This window comes from Methylobacterium sp. BI1 (assembly GCF_056680125.1).
This window is the reverse complement of record NZ_CM155267.1, coordinates 2,469,445-2,488,828: the sequence shown is the minus strand read 5'-3', so window position 1 is coordinate 2,488,828 and position 19,384 is coordinate 2,469,445. Positions and strand designations below refer to the sequence as shown.

Annotated in this window: 24 protein-coding genes; 13 read left to right on the top strand and 11 right to left on the bottom strand. The window is 68.3% G+C overall.

The genetic code is table 11. The features are described 5' to 3' along the window. Positions 1–129: 129 nt before the first annotated feature. From AC1MGR_RS11655 to AC1MGR_RS11635, 5 genes are all read left to right on the top strand, one after another. Complete coding sequence (locus tag AC1MGR_RS11655) at positions 130–348, top strand: hypothetical protein (protein WP_480234640.1); 219 nt, start codon at positions 130–132, stop codon at positions 346–348. A gap of 52 nt (positions 349–400) precedes the next feature. Beyond that, complete coding sequence (locus AC1MGR_RS11650) at positions 401–1,144, top strand: cyclic nucleotide-binding domain-containing protein (RefSeq protein WP_480234639.1); 744 nt, start codon at positions 401–403, stop codon at positions 1,142–1,144. A 562-nt stretch (positions 1,145–1,706) separates the two neighbouring features. Further along, the gene (locus AC1MGR_RS11645; protein ID WP_480234638.1) at positions 1,707–2,354 is read left to right on the top strand and encodes a BON domain-containing protein; all 648 of its coding nucleotides are present in this window, start codon (positions 1,707–1,709) and stop codon (positions 2,352–2,354) included. 66 nt (positions 2,355–2,420) lie between these two features. Further along, positions 2,421–3,137, top strand: a complete 717-nt coding sequence (locus tag AC1MGR_RS11640; protein ID WP_480234637.1) for a hypothetical protein — start codon at positions 2,421–2,423, stop codon at positions 3,135–3,137. After that, the gene (locus AC1MGR_RS11635) at positions 3,137–3,565 is read left to right on the top strand and encodes a GlcG/HbpS family heme-binding protein (RefSeq protein ID WP_480234636.1); all 429 of its coding nucleotides are present in this window, start codon (positions 3,137–3,139) and stop codon (positions 3,563–3,565) included. Before AC1MGR_RS11640 ends, AC1MGR_RS11635 begins: the two co-directional genes overlap by 1 nt. A 153-nt stretch (positions 3,566–3,718) precedes the next feature. Here the strand turns inward: AC1MGR_RS11635 and AC1MGR_RS11630 are convergent, their stop codons facing one another. Both AC1MGR_RS11630 and AC1MGR_RS11625 read right to left on the bottom strand, forming a co-directional pair. Beyond that, complete coding sequence (locus AC1MGR_RS11630) at positions 3,719–4,705, bottom strand: 2-hydroxyacid dehydrogenase (protein ID WP_480234635.1); 987 nt, start codon at positions 4,703–4,705, stop codon at positions 3,719–3,721. A gap of 47 nt (positions 4,706–4,752) precedes the next feature. Further along, complete coding sequence (locus AC1MGR_RS11625; RefSeq protein WP_480234634.1) at positions 4,753–6,123, bottom strand: MFS transporter; 1,371 nt, start codon at positions 6,121–6,123, stop codon at positions 4,753–4,755. 392 nt (positions 6,124–6,515) lie between these two features. Between AC1MGR_RS11625 and AC1MGR_RS11620 the strand changes: the two genes are divergently transcribed. Further along, complete coding sequence (locus AC1MGR_RS11620; protein WP_480234633.1) at positions 6,516–6,944, top strand: SPW repeat domain-containing protein; 429 nt, start codon at positions 6,516–6,518, stop codon at positions 6,942–6,944. Positions 6,945–7,030: 86 nt separating this feature from the next. Here AC1MGR_RS11620 and AC1MGR_RS11615 read toward each other — a convergent pair whose 3' ends face one another. The 5 genes from AC1MGR_RS11615 to AC1MGR_RS11595 are packed head-to-tail and all read right to left on the bottom strand — an operon-like array spanning position 7,031 to position 11,163. Next, positions 7,031–7,375, bottom strand: coding sequence for a chaperone modulator CbpM (locus AC1MGR_RS11615; protein WP_480234632.1), 345 nt, complete (start codon positions 7,373–7,375; stop codon positions 7,031–7,033). Continuing rightward, a complete protein-coding gene (locus AC1MGR_RS11610; protein ID WP_480234631.1) occupies positions 7,372–8,280 on the bottom strand; it encodes a DnaJ C-terminal domain-containing protein in 909 nt (302 codons plus the stop codon). The genes AC1MGR_RS11615 and AC1MGR_RS11610 overlap by 4 nt, the downstream gene beginning before the upstream one ends. Positions 8,281–8,327: 47 nt before the next feature. After that, positions 8,328–8,861, bottom strand: coding sequence for a nucleotide exchange factor GrpE (locus tag AC1MGR_RS11605; protein ID WP_480234630.1), 534 nt, complete (start codon positions 8,859–8,861; stop codon positions 8,328–8,330). 29 nt (positions 8,862–8,890) lie between these two features. Beyond that, positions 8,891–10,777: a molecular chaperone DnaK gene (gene dnaK, locus AC1MGR_RS11600; RefSeq protein WP_480234629.1), complete on the bottom strand. Its 1,887-nt coding sequence runs from the start codon at positions 10,775–10,777 to the stop codon at positions 8,891–8,893. 56 nt (positions 10,778–10,833) lie between these two features. Further along, a complete protein-coding gene (locus AC1MGR_RS11595; RefSeq protein WP_480234628.1) occupies positions 10,834–11,163 on the bottom strand; it encodes a hypothetical protein in 330 nt (109 codons plus the stop codon). Between the two features lie 164 nt (positions 11,164–11,327). On the opposite strand from AC1MGR_RS11595, the gene AC1MGR_RS11590 reads away from it, so the two are divergent. After that, the gene (locus AC1MGR_RS11590) at positions 11,328–12,932 is read left to right on the top strand and encodes an oleate hydratase (RefSeq protein WP_480234627.1); all 1,605 of its coding nucleotides are present in this window, start codon (positions 11,328–11,330) and stop codon (positions 12,930–12,932) included. A gap of 48 nt (positions 12,933–12,980) precedes the next feature. Here the strand turns inward: AC1MGR_RS11590 and AC1MGR_RS11585 are convergent, their stop codons facing one another. After that, positions 12,981–13,388, bottom strand: a complete 408-nt coding sequence (locus AC1MGR_RS11585; protein WP_480234626.1) for a hypothetical protein — start codon at positions 13,386–13,388, stop codon at positions 12,981–12,983. A 272-nt stretch (positions 13,389–13,660) separates the two neighbouring features. On the opposite strand from AC1MGR_RS11585, the gene AC1MGR_RS11580 reads away from it, so the two are divergent. Together AC1MGR_RS11580 and AC1MGR_RS11575 are read left to right on the top strand one after the other, a co-directional pair. Next, positions 13,661–14,473, top strand: coding sequence for a universal stress protein (locus tag AC1MGR_RS11580; protein ID WP_480234625.1), 813 nt, complete (start codon positions 13,661–13,663; stop codon positions 14,471–14,473). Positions 14,474–14,480: 7 nt separating this feature from the next. Continuing rightward, on the top strand, positions 14,481–15,125 hold the full coding sequence (locus tag AC1MGR_RS11575) for a DUF1003 domain-containing protein (protein ID WP_480234624.1): 645 nt from the start codon (positions 14,481–14,483) through the stop codon (positions 15,123–15,125). Positions 15,126–15,471: 346 nt separating this feature from the next. Here AC1MGR_RS11575 and AC1MGR_RS11570 read toward each other — a convergent pair whose 3' ends face one another. The 3 genes from AC1MGR_RS11570 to AC1MGR_RS11560 all read right to left on the bottom strand — a co-directional run bounded on the left by AC1MGR_RS11570 (position 15,472) and on the right by AC1MGR_RS11560 (position 16,605). Further along, complete coding sequence (locus tag AC1MGR_RS11570) at positions 15,472–15,789, bottom strand: hypothetical protein (RefSeq protein ID WP_480234623.1); 318 nt, start codon at positions 15,787–15,789, stop codon at positions 15,472–15,474. Between the two features lie 263 nt (positions 15,790–16,052). After that, positions 16,053–16,367: a c-type cytochrome gene (locus tag AC1MGR_RS11565; protein ID WP_480234622.1), complete on the bottom strand. Its 315-nt coding sequence runs from the start codon at positions 16,365–16,367 to the stop codon at positions 16,053–16,055. 82 nt (positions 16,368–16,449) lie between these two features. Further along, positions 16,450–16,605: a hypothetical protein gene (locus AC1MGR_RS11560; protein WP_480234621.1), complete on the bottom strand. Its 156-nt coding sequence runs from the start codon at positions 16,603–16,605 to the stop codon at positions 16,450–16,452. Between the two features lie 325 nt (positions 16,606–16,930). Between AC1MGR_RS11560 and AC1MGR_RS11555 the strand changes: the two genes are divergently transcribed. From AC1MGR_RS11555 to AC1MGR_RS11540, 4 genes are all read left to right on the top strand, one after another. Next, positions 16,931–17,581, top strand: coding sequence for a BON domain-containing protein (locus tag AC1MGR_RS11555; RefSeq protein WP_480234620.1), 651 nt, complete (start codon positions 16,931–16,933; stop codon positions 17,579–17,581). A gap of 70 nt (positions 17,582–17,651) precedes the next feature. Further along, on the top strand, positions 17,652–18,023 hold the full coding sequence (locus AC1MGR_RS11550; RefSeq protein WP_480234619.1) for a hypothetical protein: 372 nt from the start codon (positions 17,652–17,654) through the stop codon (positions 18,021–18,023). Positions 18,024–18,037: 14 nt separating this feature from the next. Next, on the top strand, positions 18,038–18,277 hold the full coding sequence (locus AC1MGR_RS11545) for a DUF2934 domain-containing protein (RefSeq protein ID WP_480234618.1): 240 nt from the start codon (positions 18,038–18,040) through the stop codon (positions 18,275–18,277). Positions 18,278–18,411: 134 nt separating this feature from the next. Further along, positions 18,412–19,107 (top strand): VIT1/CCC1 transporter family protein, encoded by a 696-nt coding sequence (locus AC1MGR_RS11540; protein WP_480234617.1) that lies wholly within the window; start codon positions 18,412–18,414, stop codon positions 19,105–19,107. Positions 19,108–19,384 lie beyond the last annotated feature (277 nt).

Genomic DNA, 19,384 nt, shown 5'->3' with positions numbered 1-19,384 from the left:
GCGCGTCCCGGCCGCCGGGCCGCGCAGATCTGCACCTCCGGTCGCCGCATTTGGTTCCGGTCCTTGTCGCCGCGGGCACGTTGTCCCGGTGCGAGGAACGCAGTCGACGGCCAACGCGGCGAGGTGACGATGTTCGAAACCGACGCCTACTCCGTCCTCGCCCAATCCGTCGTGACCGTTCGTGACCGGGCCGGCGACGGACGCGCCTGGGACGACGTCACGGTCGGGTTGGCCGCCGGGGTTCTGCAGCGCGCCTTCAGGCTCGACGAGCAGGCGCGGAACACCTTCCTCGATCTCGCCCGGCACGCCGAGCGGATGCAGGCCGCCGAACGCTGGCGGGGACGCTGAGGCGCCGCCTCACACGGGTTCATCGTCGCGACCGAACCGGAAGGACAGCCCCATGTCGATCCATTCGCTCCACACCGGCCCGGTGACCGGGCTCCCGGTCCCCGCTGTGCCGCCCTACCTCGAAAAGGGCTTCGGCAGGGTCCGTCTCCTGAGCCTCTCGACGGCCCTGACCCTCGCGGAACGCGACACCCTGGAGCCGTTGAGCCGGCGCGTCTCGCTCGACCAGAAGGAGACGCTGTTCGGCCAGGACGAGCCGGCCTGCTCGGTCTTCAACATCACCTCCGGCGCGCTTCGGATGTACCGCATCCTCCCGGACGGTCGCCGGCAGGTCACCGGCTTCGCCTTCCCGGGCGACTTCGTCGGCCTGTCGATGCTCGACCGCCATGCGGTGTCGGCCGACGCGTTGTCCCCGGTGACGGCATGTCGTTTCGACAGGCTGGCCTTCCGCGACCTGGTCTTCGGACAACCGGCCCTGATGATGCACCTGCACGAGATCACCGGGCAGGAGCTGTCCCGGGCGAAGGACATGATGATGCTGCTCGGACGGCGGAACGCGGACGAGAGGATCGCCGCCTTCCTGACCGGCCTGCAGGCGCGCTACGTCCGGATCGGGCGGTCCGCGGTCACGCTCGAACTGCCCATGGGCCGCCTCGACATCGCGGACCACCTCGGCCTGACCATCGAGACGGTGAGCCGGACCCTGTCCAGGCTGGACCGTGACGGATGCATCCTGATCGTGCCGGGCGGCGTGCGCCTCATCGACCAGCCTCGCCTCGACCGGATGTCGGCCCACTGACCTTCCGGTCCGCGCCGACACCCGGAAACGGGGCGACAGAGTCTACAGGCCCGGCGGGCGTGCCGGCGGTCGCTTGATATCATGCCAATGAAATCTCTCGCCGGAGCCACCCGGCTTTTGCATGGTCCCCGTCGCGGGAGGGTCCTGCGGACGGATGTCGCTCGGAACCACCTCCTTGGATAGGGGCATGTTCGGCCCGTTCGACCCGGCTTGCGTCTCTTCGATGGCAGCCGCGTGGACCGTGGTGGCGCCAATCAGCGCCGTGAGAACGGCGCCTGTGATCCTCAACCGTATCGCCATGGCGTGTCCGTCCTTTCCGGCGCAAGGGCCCCATCCGGCCCGGCATGCCGGACAGCATGGGCGCATGACCGCCGACGGACTTTGCGATGGATCAAGGACCGGGCGGGGTCAGGGACTACGGTCCATCCCGTCGGCATCGACGGCACGAGCCGTTGCCGGGACGACCATCGGGGTCCCGCATGCCGACAGGCTCCGCGTCCAAGGCCACCCGCTCCATCAAGGGGTCGACGCGGCGCATTCCCCACGATCCAGGAAACGCACCATGACCATGGACAAGACCTTGCAAACCAACGTCCTCGCCGAACTGGGCTGGGAGCCGAGCGTGACCGCCGCCCATATCGGCGTGACCGCCAAGGACGGCATCGTGACCCTGACCGGGCACGTGCAGAACTACATGGAGAAGTACGCCGCCGAGAAGGCCGCAGGCCGGGTGAAGGGCGTCCGCGCCGTCGCAGAGGAGATCGAGGTCCGCCTCCCCCTGCATGCCCGCAAGAACGACGACGAGATCGCCGTCGCCGTGGTCCAGCGCCTGGACTGGAACGTCTCCGTCCCGGACGAGACGGTGAAGGTGACGGTCGAGAAGGGTTGGGTCACCCTCACCGGCCAGGTCGAGTGGCAGTACCAGAAGGCGGCCGCGGAGCATGACATCCGCGGGATGCTCGGCGTCGTCGGCATCTCGAACAACGTCACGATCAAGCCGCACCCGAACGCGACCAACATCAGCGCCGACATCACCGAGGCGCTGCATCGCAGCTGGTACGACCCGAAGACCATCAACGTCAGCGCCAACGGCGGCGTCGTCCACCTGACCGGTACCGTGGACAATTGGTACGACCGCCAGACGGCCGGTTGGACGGCCTGGGGCGCTCCGGGCGCCACCGCGGTCGACAACGACATCCGCGTCGTCTGAGCGAGCCTCCCACACCGCCGCACCGGGCGTCTCGCCCGGTGCAGAGTCCGCCAGGAACCCCTTCCGATGATCAATGCCCAGATTCACGGCCACGACCGGGCCCTCCTCGGCCGGATCTTCCACCACCCGACCAGCAAAAACCTGGAATGGCGCGAGGTGGTGGCCTTCGTCGGACGGATCGGCAGCACCGAGGAAAAGCGTGACGACAAGTGGGGCTTCACCCTGGCGGGACGGACTGCGACCTTCCTCCGGCCGCGGGACAAGGACATGGACCCGCGCGAGGTCGAGCGCCTCCGCCACCTGATGCAGGATGCCGGCCTCTCACCCTATTCCACCGAGATCCTTGAGGTCTCCCCGGCCCCGGCCCCGGCGGACGGCGACGCCCTCATCGTCGTCGACCATCACGAGGCGCGGATCTATCGCCTCGACCCGGAGACCGTCGGCGGCGAGACCGAGACCACCCTGCGGCCCTACGACCCCAAGGGCTACATCCACCATCTCTCCCACAAGGAGGACGGCAACTATAGCGGTCAGCGCGCACCCGACGATCTCGGCTACTACGACCGCATCGCCGCCGCCGTTGCGAACGCACCGCGCATCGCCATCGTCGGTCACGGCACCGGCAAGTCCAGCGCGATGGACGTGCTGTCGCGACAGCTCCGGGAGCATCACCACGAGACGCAGGGGCGCGTCGTCGCGATCGCGACCGTCGACCTGTCGGCCGTCACGGACGGACAGCTGCTGGCGCTCGGACGCGAGATGCTGACCCGGGACGCCAAGTGATGAACGCCCACGTTTCCATCGTCGATACCGCCGAACTCACGCTGGACGAGGCGACTGCCATCGTCGGGCGTGCCGTCGCCGAGGCCCACCGGCTCAGGATCGTCGTGAGCGTCGCCGTCTGCGGCGGTCAGGGCCGCCTCGTCGCCTTCTCGAAGATGGACGGCGCGGGCTGCATGAGCGCCCGCCATGCCATCGGCAAGGCCGTGGCCTCGGCGATCTCGGGCGAGCCGAGCGAGTTCATGCCCCCGGCCGGAGATGACCTCTACTGCTCCGTCGTCGAGGGCGAAGGGAGCGCGGCCTTCCACGAGCGGGGCGGTATCCCCTTGAGAAGGGCCGGCGCCCTCAGGGGGGCCATCGGCGTCTACGGCGAGGCGTCCTGCGACCAGGACCTTGCCTGCGCGACCGCGGGAGCCTCGGCCTACCGGTGATGCCCGTCGGCAACCCGACCCCAGCCGGGGTCAGGGACCCGAGGTCGTACGGTCATTGCGGCTGGTCTGGTTCGGCGAGCTCGCACCCCGGTAGCGGCCTTCGTGGCGATGGCGGTGACGGGACGTGGAACAGGCGGGTCACGTCGTCCCGGATCAGGTCACCTCGTGGACCGGTCGTCCCGACCGCTCGAACGCGTCGATGTTGGCGATGGTGGTCTCGGCGATGCCCGACATCGCCTCGACCGTAAAGAAGCCCTGGTGCCCGGTGACGAGGACGTTCGAGAACATCAGCAGGCGCTCGAAGACGTCGTCGCGGATCACCGCGTCGGACTTGTCCTCGAAAAAGAGCTCTTCCTCCTCCTCGTAAACGTCGAGACCGAGATGGCCGATCCGGCCCTCGTTCAGCCCGGCCACGACCGCCTTGGTATCGACGATGCCCCCGCGGCTGGTGTTGATCAGCATCACGCCGCGCTTCATCGCGGCGATGGCGGCTGCATCGATGAGATGGTGCGTCTCCGGCGTCAGGGGACAATGCAGGGAGACGATGTCCGAGGTAGCCAGCAGGTCCTGCAGCGGGCGGTAGACGACGCCCATGGCCTCGCAGGCCGGGCTCGGCGCGACGTCGTATCCGATCACCCTGCAGCCGAAGCCCAGCATGATCCTGGCGACGCCCTGGCCGATCCGGCCGGTCCCGACGATTCCCACCGTGCGTCCGTGCAGGTTGAACCCGAGTAGTCCGTCGAGGGCGAAGTTGCCGTCCCGGACCCGCGCATAGGCGCGGTGGATGTGCCGGTCGAGCGACAGCATCAGCGCCACGGCATGTTCCGAGACGGCCTCGGGCGAGTAGGCCGGGACCCTGCCGACGAGGATGCCGTGCCGCTTGGCGGCGGCGAGGTCAACGTTGTTGAAGCCCGCGGACCGAAGGACGACGAGGCGCACCCCGAGCCCCGCGAACGTGTCGAGGGCGGCAGCGTCGACCGCGTCGTTGACGAACGCGCAGACGACCTTGGCCTTGCCCGCGAGGATCGCCGTCGTCGGGTCGAGCCGCGCGTCGATGTAGGTCAGGGCATGGCGCCCCGCGACCGCCGCGTCGAGGAAGCGCCGGTCGTACGGCTTGGTGCTGAAGACCGCGACATCCATGGGCTCGTCCTTGGGCGTGAGGGGATTGGCTTCGGCGTTGCCGCCGGTCAGGCCGGGGCGAGGGTCCGGGCGGACGGCTTGCCCTTGCCCTGCGTCAGCGGTCCCCGTTCGGCCGTGCCGGTCTCCCGGAGGAACAGGGCGAGGACCAGGGCCAGGACGACGCCGCCCACCAGGGGCAGGAAGGCGGTCTGGAAGTCGGGCAGGGTCAACGGGACGCCCTGCCGGGGCAGCATCAGGTGGGAGATGAACGGCGACATGATCCCCGTCGTCACGAAGACGAGGAAGTTCATCACCCCGGCCGCCGTGCCCTTCACCTGGGCCGGGTTGGTCTCCTTCATCATCGAGAACGGGATCATGGCCGCCCCGGAGGCGATGCCGAGCACTAGGGCCACCGAGTAGCGCGGCAGGGTCCCGACTGGGACGTAGATGGCCGTGAGGCCCGCCGCGAGCATCAGCAGGGCACCGCCCAGCAGCACCGGCTTGCGGCGGCCGAGCCTGTCCGAGACGTATCCGAGGAGCGGGCAGCCGATGACCCAGCCGATGGGCACCATGGCGGCGTCCGACGCGGCCTCCGCCATCGACAGGTTCTCGCCGGCATGGAGGAACGAGGTGGCCCAGACCAGGGCGCCGATGGTGGTGGGCAGGAACAGCAGGCCCCCGACGATGCCGGCGAGCCAGCTCTGCGGATTGCCGAGAATGACCTTGAACGGGTGGAGCAGGCCTGAGACCGAGAACTCGGCGTGATGGCTCGGGCTGTCGCCGGTCTCGCGCGGCATCACGAACCAGGTCGCGAGGGCGAGCGCGAAGCCCATCACGGCGAAGGCGACCCACACGTGCTGCCAGGGGACGTTGAAGCTGCCGGCCGGGTCGATGGCCATGTGGACCGGCTTCGAGCCGAACGCCGCGCCGGCCATGCCGAGGCATTGGGTGAGGCCGATGAACAGCGCCAGCATGCGCGTCGGCAGGTACCGGGCCGCCACATAGGACGAGCCGACGAAGGCGAAGATCGCCCCAGTCGCCTGGAGGATGAATCCGACCATACCGGCCAACTCGCTTCCCTGAGCGAAGACGAGGCAGCCGAGGCCGACGACGCCGATGCCGTACGGGATGGTCCGGTGGGCGCCGTACCGGTCCAGGAGGACGCCCGCGGCCAGGGCCATTACGGCGTAGGCCACGTAATAGGCCGAGATCATCGTCCCGATGTGGTTGGCGCCCCAGGCCGAGGTCAGGTCGGCCTGCATAACCCCGGGCGCCGAACGCACCGCGTACTGGAAGAAATAGAAGACCGCGCAGAGCAGCCACGACAGGAGGAATAGAGGCTTGAGGTCGGTCGGCGGCGTCGGCCCGGGATGTTCGATTGCCGGTTGGACGGTCGAGGCGATGCCTCCGTCGGAGGAGCCGATTGCAGGATACGACATGCTAGGAACTCCCCGTCGTTCGAGGCAAGCCCCGGTTTCGATTGCTCGCCAGGCGGAGCGTGCTCTCGCGTGTCGCCCTGCGGCATCGACGGGCAAGCCTTAGGCGACGCTCGCCACGAACGCCCCAAGCGACTTCGCCGAACCGCTATTCAAAAATGCTTCCGGCGAATGCTCGGCGAGCGATGCACGATTCACGCGCTCGGGGATGAAGGGGGTCGGCCCGAAACCTTGCGCTCGATCAAAGAAGTCCTGCGGCCCAAGCCGTATGTTCGTTGCCTCAAACCTCCGCGCAAAGCCTTCCCGGGCCATGCCTCGGAGCGGAGCTCCAGGACCATGCGACGATGACCAGGGAATACGGACGGCATCCGCAGAGGCAGGACGACCCCGGGGGCATGCTCGACGGCATCTCGGCCGTCCTTGGGGCGCTCGTCGTCGTGACACCGTTCCTGTGCTTCGACACGGGGAACTTCCCCGCCGCACTGAGCGCCTTCGCATGCGGGTTCGCCGTCATGGGCCTGGCCTACCTCGACGGGCCCGAACCGGAGCCGTGGACGCGGTGGGTTTCAGGCGTGCTAGGCGCCTGGGTTGCCGTCTCGCCTTGGGTCCTGCAACGGGCCCTCGTTCCGGTCGACGCGGTCATCGCACCACCGATGAGCGAGCCCGCGGTCTCGATGCCGGTCGTCCTCGGGTTCGGCATCGTGGTGGCTGCCGCGCTCGACGCCCTGCTGACGGCCATGGAAGCTCGTCGTTCCATTCCGCTTGGGCAGGCGACAGCACCCGCCCAAGAAGCAACAAGTTACCCGGCTCCGGCAATCCCCTAGGCGAGGACCAAGCCGCTCAAGCTTTCAAGGCACTGTATCCATCGTCCGCATCGACCCCGGACACGTCATTGGCTGACCGAACCCGTTCAGGTGGTCCCGTCCCAGGCGTGTCGCCCCACCTCACGGACGCCATCGGCGATCCGGTCCCGGATGTGGTCCGGCGCCCGTTGAATCGCCAAGGCGAGATGGCCGAGGGTGCGGCGCATGCCGCTCATCCGGTCGACGAGATCCAAGATGAGGATGATGCCCTCGCCGTTCACGCCGAAATCCCTCTCCAGGTCCTGGATCAGCTGAGCCCGACCGAGATCGATATCGTGAAAGGTCCAGCGCCCCTCCGATTCGTCGGGGACGAGCCAGCCGGTGTCGACCCACCCATGGAGCACATCCGTTTCCACGCGCGCGCGGAACTGGAACTCACGCATCTCCATCATCGCGCATCCTCGTTTTGCTCGGTCTTCCGATGCTCCGTCGCCCCCCAGCGAGAGACGAAGTCCAGCAGTTCCGCATCCGGCTCGGCCGGCAGGGTCAGGCGCAGCGTGACGTACTCGTCGCCAGCGGCGGCGCCCGAACGGACCATGCCCTTCCCCCTCAAGCGGAGCACGGCGCCTGCGTTGCTCCACTTCGGAACCGTCATGGCGACCGGGCCGGACGCCGTAGGAACGCTGACCCGGCCGCCGAGAACCGCATCGCGGAGCGAGAGCGGCAGCTCGACGTGAATATTCTCGCCCTTGAGCTTGAAGACGGGGTGGGAACGGACCTCGATCTCGATCAGGGCGTCGCCGGGAGGCCCCTTGCCGAAGCTAGGCTCGCCCTTGCCGCGCAGGCGCAGGGTCTGCCCCGTCCGCGTGCCGGGCGGGATCGTCACGTCCAGGGCCGGGCCGTCCGGCAGCGTCAGCGTGCGCATCCCGCCGTTAAACGCTTCCAGGAAATCGAGCTCCACCCGGTACCGGACATCCGCCCCGGACCGGTTCGGGTCGGCACGCCCGGCACGCCCGAACATCTGCGCGAAGATGTCCTCGCCGCCGAAATCCCCAAATCCCTGATCGCCGCCGTACGGATGGCCGGCGTCGCGTTCGGCCTGCTCGCGATAGTACGGTTGCCGCGGGCGCTCGCTTCCGGACGCGTCGATCTCGCCACGGTCGAACTGGGCGCGCTTGGCCGGATCGTTCAGCAGGTCGTAGGCGGTCGCCACCGCCTTGAAGCCTTCCTCGGCTTTTTTGTTGCCGGGGTTCAAGTCGGGATGCAGCTTCTTGGCGAGCTTCCGATAGGCCTTGCGCAGGTCCGCCTCGGAGACGTCCCGCGCCACGCCGAGGACCTTGTACGGATCTTCGCTCACTGCGGCTTCCTCCGGGTCGGGATGATCTCTGGACCGATCACGGCACGTCAGCCTGACGCGCCGGCAGCGGAAGGCACCTTGGCGACGCTTACGCGGGCCGGTCGCAGCAGACGGTCATGGAGGGTGAAGCCGTCCTCCATGACATCGATGACGGTTCCCGCCGGGTGGGTCACATCCTCGACCTCGCGCATCGCCTCGTGCGCCTTCGGATCGAAGCGCATCCCGAGGGCCGGGATACGATGGATGCCGAAGCGTTCGAGGGCGTCGGTCAGCGTCCGCTCGGTCGCCCCGACGCCTTCGAGCAGGGACGCATGGGCCGCCGGACCGACCTCTTGGCCACCCATGGCCGCCGCGACCGCCCGGCCGAGGTTGTCCGCAACCGGTAGGAGTGCGCCCGCCAGGCTCTGGACCGCGAACTTCCTCGCGTCCTCGACACTGCGCTCGCCACGCCGCCGAACGTTCTCGGTCTCGGCGAGCGCCCGCATCAGGCGATCCTGCAACGATGCGTTCTCGGCCTGGAGGGCCGCGAGATCCGCAGCCTCCCCAATGGGGGACACGGCGTCGTTCGTGCTCTCGTCCATCTCGCGAACCCCTTCAGGTGATGGGCCGGTCATGCCGCCGGCCGATGGCGTGCGGCATCGCCCGGGGCTTCCTCGAACTCGGCATCGACGATCTCGGGGTCCGATGACGGGGGCTTGAGCGCGGTCGGGCGCTCGCCCAGGCGCAGGGCCGTCTGGTTCAGGCGTTCGGTCGCTGTCCTGATGCGCCCTATGTCACCGCCCGTGATCGAATCCCGCGCCGCCGTCAGCGCCTGCTCGACCTCGGCCTTCACGTCGGCGGCGACCTGACCCTCCGCATCCTTGAGGCTCTTCTCGGTCGTGTAGATCGCGACGTCGGCGTGGTTGCCGGCCTCGACCAGTTCCTTGCGCACCTTGTCGGCGCCGGCATGGGTCTCAGCCTCGCGCACCAGCCGCTGGATCGCCGCCTCGTCGAGGCCGCTCGAGGCCTCGATGCGGATCGTCTGTTCCTTGCCGCTGGCCTTGTCCTTGGCCGAGACGTTGACGATGCCGTTGGCGTCGATGTCGAAGGTTACCTCGATCTGTGGCTGGCCCCGCGGCGCGGGCGGGATGCCGACGAGGTCGAACTGGCCGAGCATCTTGTTGTCGGCCGCCATCTCGCGCTCGCCCTGGAAAACCCGGATCGTCACCGCCGGCTGGGCGTCGGCCGCGGTCGAGAAGGTCTGGCTCCGCTTCGTCGGGATCGTGGTGTTGCGTTCGATCAGCTTGGTCAGCACGCCGCCGAGCGTCTCGATGCCGAGCGAGAGCGGGGTGACGTCGAGGAGCAGGACGTCGCTGACGTCGCCCTGGAGCACGCCCGCCTGGATCGCCGCGCCGATGGCCACGACTTCGTCGGGGTTCACGCCCTTGTGCGGCTCGCGCCCGAACAGCGCCTGTACTGTGTCCTGCACCTTCGGCATCCGGGTTTGGCCGCCGACGAGGACGACCTCGTCGATCTGCGACACGTCGAGGTTCGCGTCCTTGAACGCCGCCTTGCACGGCGCGGTCGTCCGCTCGATCAGGTCGGCGACGAGGGCTTCGAGCTTGGCGCGGCTGAGCTTGATCGCGAGGTGCTTCGGCCCGTTCTGGTCGGCCGTGACGAAGGGCAGGTTCACCTCGGTCTGGGTCGCCGAGGACAGTTCGATCTTGGCCTTCTCGGCTGCGTCCTTGAGGCGCTGCAGGGCGAGCCGGTCCTTGCGCAGGTCGATGCCGCTTTCCTTGCGGAACTCGTCGACGAGGTAGTCGACGATGCGGTTGTCGAAGTCCTCGCCGCCGAGGAAGGTATCGCCGTTGGTGGACTTCACCTCGAACACGCCGTCGCCGATCTCAAGGAACGAGACGTCGAAGGTGCCGCCGCCGAGGTCGTAGACGCCGACCTTGCCGCTGCCCTTCTTGTCGAGCCCGTAGGCCAGGGCCGCCGCCGTGGGCTCGTTAATCATGCGGAGCACCTCCAGCCCGGCGATGCGACCGGCGTCCTTGGTCGCCTGGCGCTGCGCGTCGTTGAAGTAGGCCGGAACGGTGATGACCGCCTTGGTCACCTTCTCGCCTAGGAAGGCCTCCGCGGTCTCCTTCATCTTCGTCAGGATGTAGGCGCTAATCTGGCTCGGGCTGTAGGTCTTGCCCCGCACATCGACCCAGGCGTCGCCGTTGGGGCCCGGCACGATCTTGTAGCCGACCATGGCCTTGTCCTTCTCGGTCAGCGGATCGTCGTAGCGACGGCCGATCAGGCGCTTGATCGCCGAGATGGTGTTTTCCGGATTCGTGATGCCCTGGCGCTTGGCTGGCTGGCCCACCAGGACCTCGCCGCTCTCCGTGAAGGCGACGATGGACGGCGTGGTGCGGCCGCCTTCTGCGTTCTCGATGACCTGCGCCTTGGCGCCGTCGAGGACGGCGACGCAGGAATTGGTGGTGCCGAGGTCGATGCCGATGGCCTTGGACATGATGATCTCCGAGATGTCTGGGGTTGGGCGAGCGGGAACGAAGGTCGCGACGGCGTTCAGCGCGACGGCACGACGGCGTCGCCTGCAGGGCCCGGGACGATGGCCAGGGTCCCGGTCGTGTCCGGAACGGTCTTGTGGCAGCTGCAGTCGATGAGCCGGTCGCCCGGCGCGGCGTCGCTTTCCGGCTTGGTCGGGGCGGCGCCATCCGCCGGCGTGGTGCGGCAGGTGCAGTCCAGGGCCTCGACCCGGTCCGGCGGGACGACCTTCTCGGTGCCGGGATTGTTCGCACTGTTCACGTCGTCGTTCAGCAGCGTGGCCTGCGCGAAGCCGACCCCGGTCATCGCCAACGCAAACACGGCGGACAGCAACAGGGCGGGAAGACGCATCGGAAATTTCCTTCGTCCGATGTCGAGCAACCGGCTCCGATCCATCGCGGACCGTCTATGCGCCCCATCCCAAGAGGCAGCTTTGTCTTGGATCAAAGACGCGGAGGGGCCTTCGAATAGTCTCGTCCGACACTTCGAAGACGTACCTGAAGGCAAGACACCGCATGGCCCATGCCGCATCCATCGCCCGCATAGACCGGAAGGCCTACCTCGTCGGCGGCGGCATCGCCTCGCTTGCCGCGGCGGCGTTCCTCATCCGGGACGGCGACATGCCCGGTTGCGACATCACCGTGATCGAGGAGAGCGGCGTCCTCGGAGGCAGCCTCGACGGATCGGGCAATCCGACGGCCGGCTACGTCCTGCGCGGCGGCCGCATGCTGGAAGCTAAGTACCTCTGCACCTTCGATCTGTTCGCCTCGATCCCGACGCTCGACGGCACCCGGACCGTGACCCAGGAGACCTTCGCCTGGAACGAGACAATGAAAACCTCGTCGAAGGCGCGCCTGGTCAGCGACGGCCAGCGTCTGACCGCCCCGCAGTTCGGCCTCGACGAAGGGCACATCCTGACCATCGAACGGCTTGCCCTCCTGCCGGAATCGATGCTCGGGAAAACCACCATCGCCGACCAGTTCGACCCGTCGTTCTTCGAGACGAATTTCTGGTTCATGTGGTGCACGACCTTCGCCTTCCAGCCCTGGCACGGCGCGGTCGAGTTCAAGCGCTACCTCGTCCGGTTCGCCCACATGGTCTCGGGCTTCAACCGCCTGCACGGCATCATGCGGACGGTCTACAACCAGTACGATTCGATGGTGCTACCGTTGCGCAAGTGGCTCGACGAGCGCGGCGTGGTCTTCGCCTTCGACACCCGGGTGACCGACGTGGGGCTCGTCGGACAGGAGGGTACCCGGAGCGTCTCCCGCATCCTCACCGAGCATCGCGGCGTGGCCGGCGAGATCCGTGTGCGTGCCGAAGACATCGTCCTCGTCACCCTGGGCTCGATGACCGAAGGGTCGTCCCTCGGCGGCATGGACAGCGCCCCCGTCCTCAAGGGCAAGACGGACGGCGGCGCCTGGACGCTGTGGGAGCGCTTGGCGACGGGCCGCCCCGAGTTCGGACACCCCGAGGTCTTCAGCGACCACATCGACCAGTCCAAGTGGCTGTCCTTCACAACCACCCTGCATGACCCGACATTCCTGCGCATAGTCCGCGACTTCACCGGGAACGTGCCCGGCGAGGGCGGCCTCGTCACCTTCCCGCACTCGAACTGGTTCGCCTCCATCGTCATCCCGTTCCAGCCACACTTCATCGGCCAGCCCGAGGGCGTCGGCGTGTTCTGGGGTTACGGGCTCGCGGTCGACGAGCCGGGCAACTTCGTCAAGAAGCCGATGTCGGCCTGCACCGGCCGAGAGATCATGACCGAGATCCTCGGCCACATGCGGATCGAGGCGGAGGCGGCCGGCATCCTTGACAAGGCCATCTGCATCCCGTGCATGATGCCCTTCATCACAAGCCAGTTCCTGCCGCGCGAGCCTGGCGACCGGCCACAGGTGATCCCTAAGGGCACGACGAACCTTGGGCTCATGGGCCAGTTCTGCGAGCTGCCCGACGACGTGGTGTTCACGGTCGAATACTCGATCCGCTCGGCGCAGGCCGCGGTCTACGGCCTGCTCGGGCTCGGTCGCGAGCCGCCCGCCGTCTACCAGGGCAAGTTCGATCCCCGCGTGCTGTTCAAGGCGTACCGTGCCCTGCACGACCTGCAGGACGCGTGACCCGAACGAGGTCGAGCGCCCCCTTCCGGGCGGGGGCGCTCAAGTCCGTCAGGCCGACTTCGCTACACCGCCGGCGAGCTCCTTGGCCCGCCTCTCGTATCCCTCGGATTCGTGTATCTCGTTCGGATGGGGGTCGACCGGGCCGGGAGAGAACGGGCCGAGGTCTTCCGGGATCCCGAGGTCTTCGGAGGCGCGAAGAACCGGAACACCATGCCTGACCCTCGCGGCCAGTTGCGAACCGGTGCCGGTGCCGTCCTCGGCGGCCATCTCGCCGGCGAGGCGCTCGACCACGTCCAGGGCGGCCCCGATCCTGTCGGCCTGCTGGCAGACCTCGTCCTCGTCGACCATGCAGGTGTCGTCCCCGGTCCACCAGCGTCCGTCGTCGATCAGGCGAAGCACCTCGACGAGACGGTCACGCTGCTTGGTCAGGGCCTCGACGGCGCGGGGACAGGTCATCACGAATTCCCTTCCGCCATGGCCCGACGCGAAGCGTCGACCGTGCAGGCGTGGAGGTCAGCGTAGAAGCCCGGGGGTGCCCTCGTCCTTGCGATGGATCAATCACGCCGCGGCAGTCCGGGCCGCCACCGGGGGGAGACCGGCAGGGCGTGCCTGGGGAGATCGGATCGCGTTCGGCCTCGGCCCGGACGACCGATTTGCGTTGGGTCAAAGCCGGCATCGTCGATGGATGGCACTCTCCGCTTATCGGAAGCCAATCGGGACCTGCCCCCATGACCTATGCCAGCATCATGGTGTCCGTCGATCTCGGCGGCGATGCGCGCGGGCGCGTCGGGATCGCCGCCCGCCTCGCGGATGCCTTCGAAGGCCGGACGATAGGCGTCGCCGCGCAATCGCCCGATCAAGGCGCCGCGCAGGTCGGCCCAATGGGCGCCTCCGCCCTGCTTCCGGGCCTCTTGCGGCAATCCGTCCTCGACGGGCTTGCCCAAGCGCACGACCTGTTCCGCGATGCCGTCGGCAGCCGCAGCCGGGTCTCGTGGCGCTCCGCCCCGGAGCCTGGGCTTGCTTACCTGACGAGCCACGCGCGCGCGGCCGACCTGATCGTGGTCGGTCAGAGAAACGGGAACGAGGGTACCGCATGCATGCGCCCGCTCGATCCCGCCTCCGTTGTCCTCGCGGCGGGACGTCCGGTGCTGGTGGTGCCACCCGGCATCGACCACCTCGAAGCCCGACGCGTCATGGTGGCGTGGAAGGATACGCGTGAAGCGCGTCGCGCGGTCTTCGACGCCCTGCCGATCCTGCGAATGGCCAGCCGCGTCGACGTCGTCGCGGTCACGGGCGCGGATGGGATATCCGGCGCCGCGGACGTGGCCGCCTACCTCGCCACGCACGGGATCGACGCGACGTCCGCCGAACATCGGTCGGACGGAGAGAGCGACGGGGAAGCCCTGCTCGACCTGGCATCCGAGGGCGCGACGGACCTGATCGTCATGGGTGCCTACGGGGCCATGGCCGCGTGCGCGAGATGGTCGTCGGCGGCGTCACCCGGGACGTCCTGCGGTACGCCCCGATCTGCAGCCTCCTGAGCCACTGATGGGCGAGCAAGTCCCGCCGGGCCACGAGACCCCCATCGTCGACCGCGCCAAGGCGGCCGATGCCGGTAGGCCGCCCGCCGACGCCGCGGTCACCCAGCTCGCCCGCCAGTTGATGGAGGCGGGACTGGACGGGCTGTCCGAACGCGAGCGGCGGGTCATCCTCCTCATCGCCAAGCGGCGGCATGTGGCCCGGGACGTGAACAGCGTCCTCGTCGAGCACCAGACGTTCGGCGAGCGCCTCGCGGACCGCGTGGCGCAGATGGGCGGCTCCTGGGGCTTCATCCTGGTCTTCACGGGGATGCTGGTCGCCTGGGTCGTGGTGAACACCGTCGTCCTGTCCCGCGCCGGCGCCTTCGATCCCTATCCGTACATCTTCCTGAACCTGATCCTGTCGATGGTCGCCGCCCTCCAGGCGCCGGTGATCCTCATGTCCCAGAACCGCCAGGCGGCCCGGGACCGGGTGGCCGCCGGCCTCGACTACGAGATCAACCTGAAGGCGGAGGTCGAGATCATGGCCCTGCACGACAAGCTCGACCGAATCCGGTTGGAGCGTCTTGAAGGCGTTCTGGCCGCGCAATCGACGCGGATCGAGGCCATCGCCGTGGCGGTCGGCGTCGCCCCGTCGAAGCCCGTCCCGGACTGACGGCTCGCTTCCTTCCGCAGTCTACCGCCGGATCCGGCGTCACGAGCCCCCATCGGCGGCCGGGACCCGCGGGGACGCCGGTAATCGTCGATGATCTCGCTTTCGAGCGCCCGACGCTGGAGGTCCTCAAGTTCGGGGAGGATGTCGTCGTCGAAGGCGTCGTGCGCCGAGACCAGTCGGACCCCGTCGGCCATCGTCTCGAAGGTGACCAGGACCTCGGCCTGGGCGTACTGGTCCTGCGGGTCGATGCAGGCATGGCTCGGCATGGTGTGGGGGCTCCGGTATCGCCGAAGGGTCGAGGCGATGTTGCCTCGACCCGCAGAGGGTGGGCTGAAATCCCGTCTCGTCACTTCGTCGCTTTGGTCGACCCGGTGACGATGTCCTCGTCGGCGAAGCGGATCATTCCGTCCGTGATGACGAGCCTGTCGCCCTCGTTGACCGAGCGGCCGTATCCGGAACCGGCGACGCGAAGCTCGCAGCCTTCCTTGCACTCGACCTCGGCCGAGGCCCCCGCGGCCAGCTTCTGATTGGCCTGGGCCTCACCCTTGTCCACCGTGAGGGCGTGCTCGCCCTTGTCCTGGTTGGTCACCGTGATCGCAAGCGCCGGCGTCGCGGCCAGCATCGTGCAGGCCAGGAAGGCGGCCGTGATCGGGGTATGTCGCATGTCTCGTCTCCGTCCGTTGGCATGATGCCGTCGTGACGGGGATGTAGGGGCCGGCTGCCGCGACCCTTCCCGAAGGCCCCCTCGTCGCCCGGAGTGATTTCGCGGACCGGCTATCCAAATTTGCGCAGCCGCCCCGACCGGCGTCGACGATGCTCGTTCCATGGGGATTGCGAGCCCGGCGTCGCCCCCCTAACGGCCTGGGCGTTCGACATCGAAGTCCCGCCTCCGGCTCTCGACGGGACGGTTTCGACCTCCCGATGCGATCAGCGCTCCAGGGACTTCAGGTAGGCCAACACATCCGTGATCTGGTCGGGTTCGAGCTGAAACTCCGGCATGGTCGGATGCCCTGTGGTGATGCCCTCCGCCAAGGCCTCGCCGAGGTCCTCGACCGGATACTTCGTATGGAGGTCCCGGAACGCGGGCGCCTCGCCGAGCGGGCTCGCGCCGACCCGTCCGACGGCATGGCAGGTGGCGCAGTTCGCCCCGACGAAGGTCTGGCCGCGCTGTACCTGTCCGTCGGTGGCGGTCGCCACGGTCCCCATTAGGATGAGGAGAAGCATCGATAAGGCGAGACGCATGGACACGTGAAGGCTCCGGTTCAGTGGGGCGTGGGTCCGGCTACGGCCATCGGCAAGGCTCCCGCCGGACCGACGACGCCTCTCAGGAGACCAGCCACATCAGGCGAATCACGGTCGCCGAACCGACGACGGCGAGCCCCAGCATCCGGAAGCTCTCGACCAAGGGGTCGAGCGGAGCCGAGATCGGCCTCGCCCGGTCGTCTGCGGCATTGGTCCACGATGCGACCTGCGTGTTCATGACCTGGAAGACCCCTGATCTCCGGTCGAAAACTGGTTCGACCGATCCCATACCGGAGGATCTCTTCACCGCCGGGACCCGTCCTTGATCGAGATCAAACGGGGGGCGAGTGGGAAGCGCCCCAGCCGCGCGGTTCGACCTTCCGATGCCCTCGGATCTGATGGCGCGTAATCCTTGCGCTGGATCAAGGACCGCTCTGACCCAGCCGACTTAGTCTGCTGGATGCCGGGACACGCTTCGACGTGGACGGCGGACAGCCTTTCATCGCGTTGGGCCGCAAGCCCGCGCCGGCATCGTCGAACCCGGCACGCTCCAGGAGACCATCATGTCCCACGACACCAGCCTGCAGCACCGCGTCACGGCCGAACTCATCTGGGATCCGGCGGTGACCTCGTCGGAGATCGGCGTCACGGCGAAGGACGGGGTGGTCACGCTCTCCGGCCAAGTCGGGAACTACGACGAGAAGATCGCCTCCGAGGCGGCCGCCCGCCGCGTCCGCGGCGTCAAGGCCATCGTCCAGGAGATCGAGGTCAACGTGCCGAACGCGCTGAAGCGGCCCGACGAGGACATCGCGGCCACCGCGGTTTCCCGCCTCGCCTGGAACGTGGCGGTGCCGCCGGACAGCATCTCGATCCAGGTCTCGAAGGGCGTCATCACCCTGACGGGCGAGGTCGACCACCACTTCCAGTCGGAGGCCGCCGAGCGCGAGCTTCGCCAGATCTCCGGCGTCGTGGCGGTGGACAACCTCGTCGGGGTCCTGCCCCGGGTCGACGTCTCCGACGTGAGCGACAAGATCAACGCCGCGCTCGACCGGTCGTGGCTGTTCGATCCCTCGAACGTCACCGTCTCGGCGAAGGAAGGGACGGTGTACCTCGGAGGGACCGTCCGCACCATGCAGGAGCGCCGCGAGGCCATGGGAACGGCGTGGGCCTCCCCGGGCACCACGGCCGTCGTGAATGAGATCGGCGTCGCCTGAGCCAAACGCTTTCCCTGCCGGACACCGGATGTCCGGCAGGGACACCCAGACCGCGGAAGGGATAGCGACCATGACCAAACCCCATCACGAGCACCGCCAGTCCACGGACGGCGAGGATCCCGGGACCGAGGACGGTCGCCGCATCGAGGGTGCGGCCGACCGGATCTTCTCGCGGGCGAGCGACGCGGTCGGCGACGTGGCCGAACGGGCGACCCATCTCGCACAGGATACCCTCGACCGCGGGCGGGCGGGCATCCACAGGGCCGAACGGTCGAGCCGTGGCGGACATCCGGGACGGGGCGCGCGCGGCGGGACATCGCCCTTGGCGACCGCCCTGGCCGTCGGCGCCATGGGCTACGCCATCGCGACCCTGATCCAGGGAGCGATGGGTAAGCGTCATGCCGCCTCGCACAGGACCTCGCCGGCGACGCCTTCCGCATAGGAGTGGCTGCGCCCATGACCTTCGATCCCGACCATCGCGAGGACCAGAGCATGCCCACCGAGACGACGCGGACCGAAAGCGACATTCGTCTCCGAGCCTTCGAGCTCTGGAACCTGCGCGGCCGCCCGCATGGCTACGAGGTCGAATTCTGGCTCCAGGCCGAACGCGAGCTTGAGGGCGAGAGGAGCGGTCGGCCGGTGCTCCCCGACGGGGACTTCGTGAAAAGCGGGTCGGGGTCCGATTGCTGCTGCTGACCGAAGCGCCCGATCACCCCAGAAAGGGGTGACACCCGGCATGATGACGGCCATCACCTGTCCTGGGTCCGTCACGACGCCCGTGGGCGGGATCGCCACGCCCCCACCGCGTCCATCAAGGAACCCTGACGCCGATGCGCCCCACCCACAGGGAGAACCACCTGATCGACCGCATCGGCTGGCTGCGGGCGGCGGTGCTCGGCGCCAACGACGGCCTCGTCTCCACGGCGAGCCTCATCGTCGGCGTCGCCGCGTCCTCCGCCACATCAGGGAATATCCTTGTCGCCGGCAGTGCCGGGCTCGTGGCCGGGGCGATGTCGATGGCGGCCGGCGAGTACGTCTCGGTGAGCTCACAGTCGGACACAGAGCGGGCCGACCTAGCGAGGGAGCGACGCGAGCTCGAAGAGGACCCGGCAGCGGAGCGGGCCGAGCTCGCGGGGATCTACGTCGCCCGCGGCCTCGATCACGACCTCGCCCTGAAGGTGGCGGACCAGCTTATGGCGAAGGACGCGCTCGGCGCCCACGCTCGCGACGAACTCGGGATCTCGGAGTTCACCACGGCGCGCCCGGTCCAGGCGGCGCTGACCTCCGCGGCGACCTTCTCCGCCGGGGCGGCCCTGCCCTTGCTCGTGGCCGCGGTCTCGCCGACCGGCCTCGTCGTTTACTTGGTCTCCGCCGCGTCCCTCGTTTTCCTTGCCGTCCTGGGGGCGCTCGGCGCCAAGGTCGGCGGTGCCGCGATCCCGAAGGCGACCGCTCGGGTGGCTTTCTGGGGCGCGGCTGCCATGGCAGTCACCGCGGGCATAGGTCACCTCGTCGGCATGGCCGTGTGACGACCTCGTCGTAAGTCCCCTCGTCGCCCCTGTACCGAGACCTCGGGAGCGACGCCGTCCAGGTTTCCCGTGGCGTAAAGAGCGACCTCGGCCACCGGGGACCGCGATGGCACTACGCGATCGCCAGACATCGACATGATGCCGCTCAGCCCCAACCCCACACCTGTACTGCCCGGAACCGCACGATTTTCCGAAGCGACCACGCACGCTCTAGGTTGAATTAGTGCGGAACTCTGGGGTGAGAAAGCGCTACTTTGGGTCGGCTATCAAAGACCAG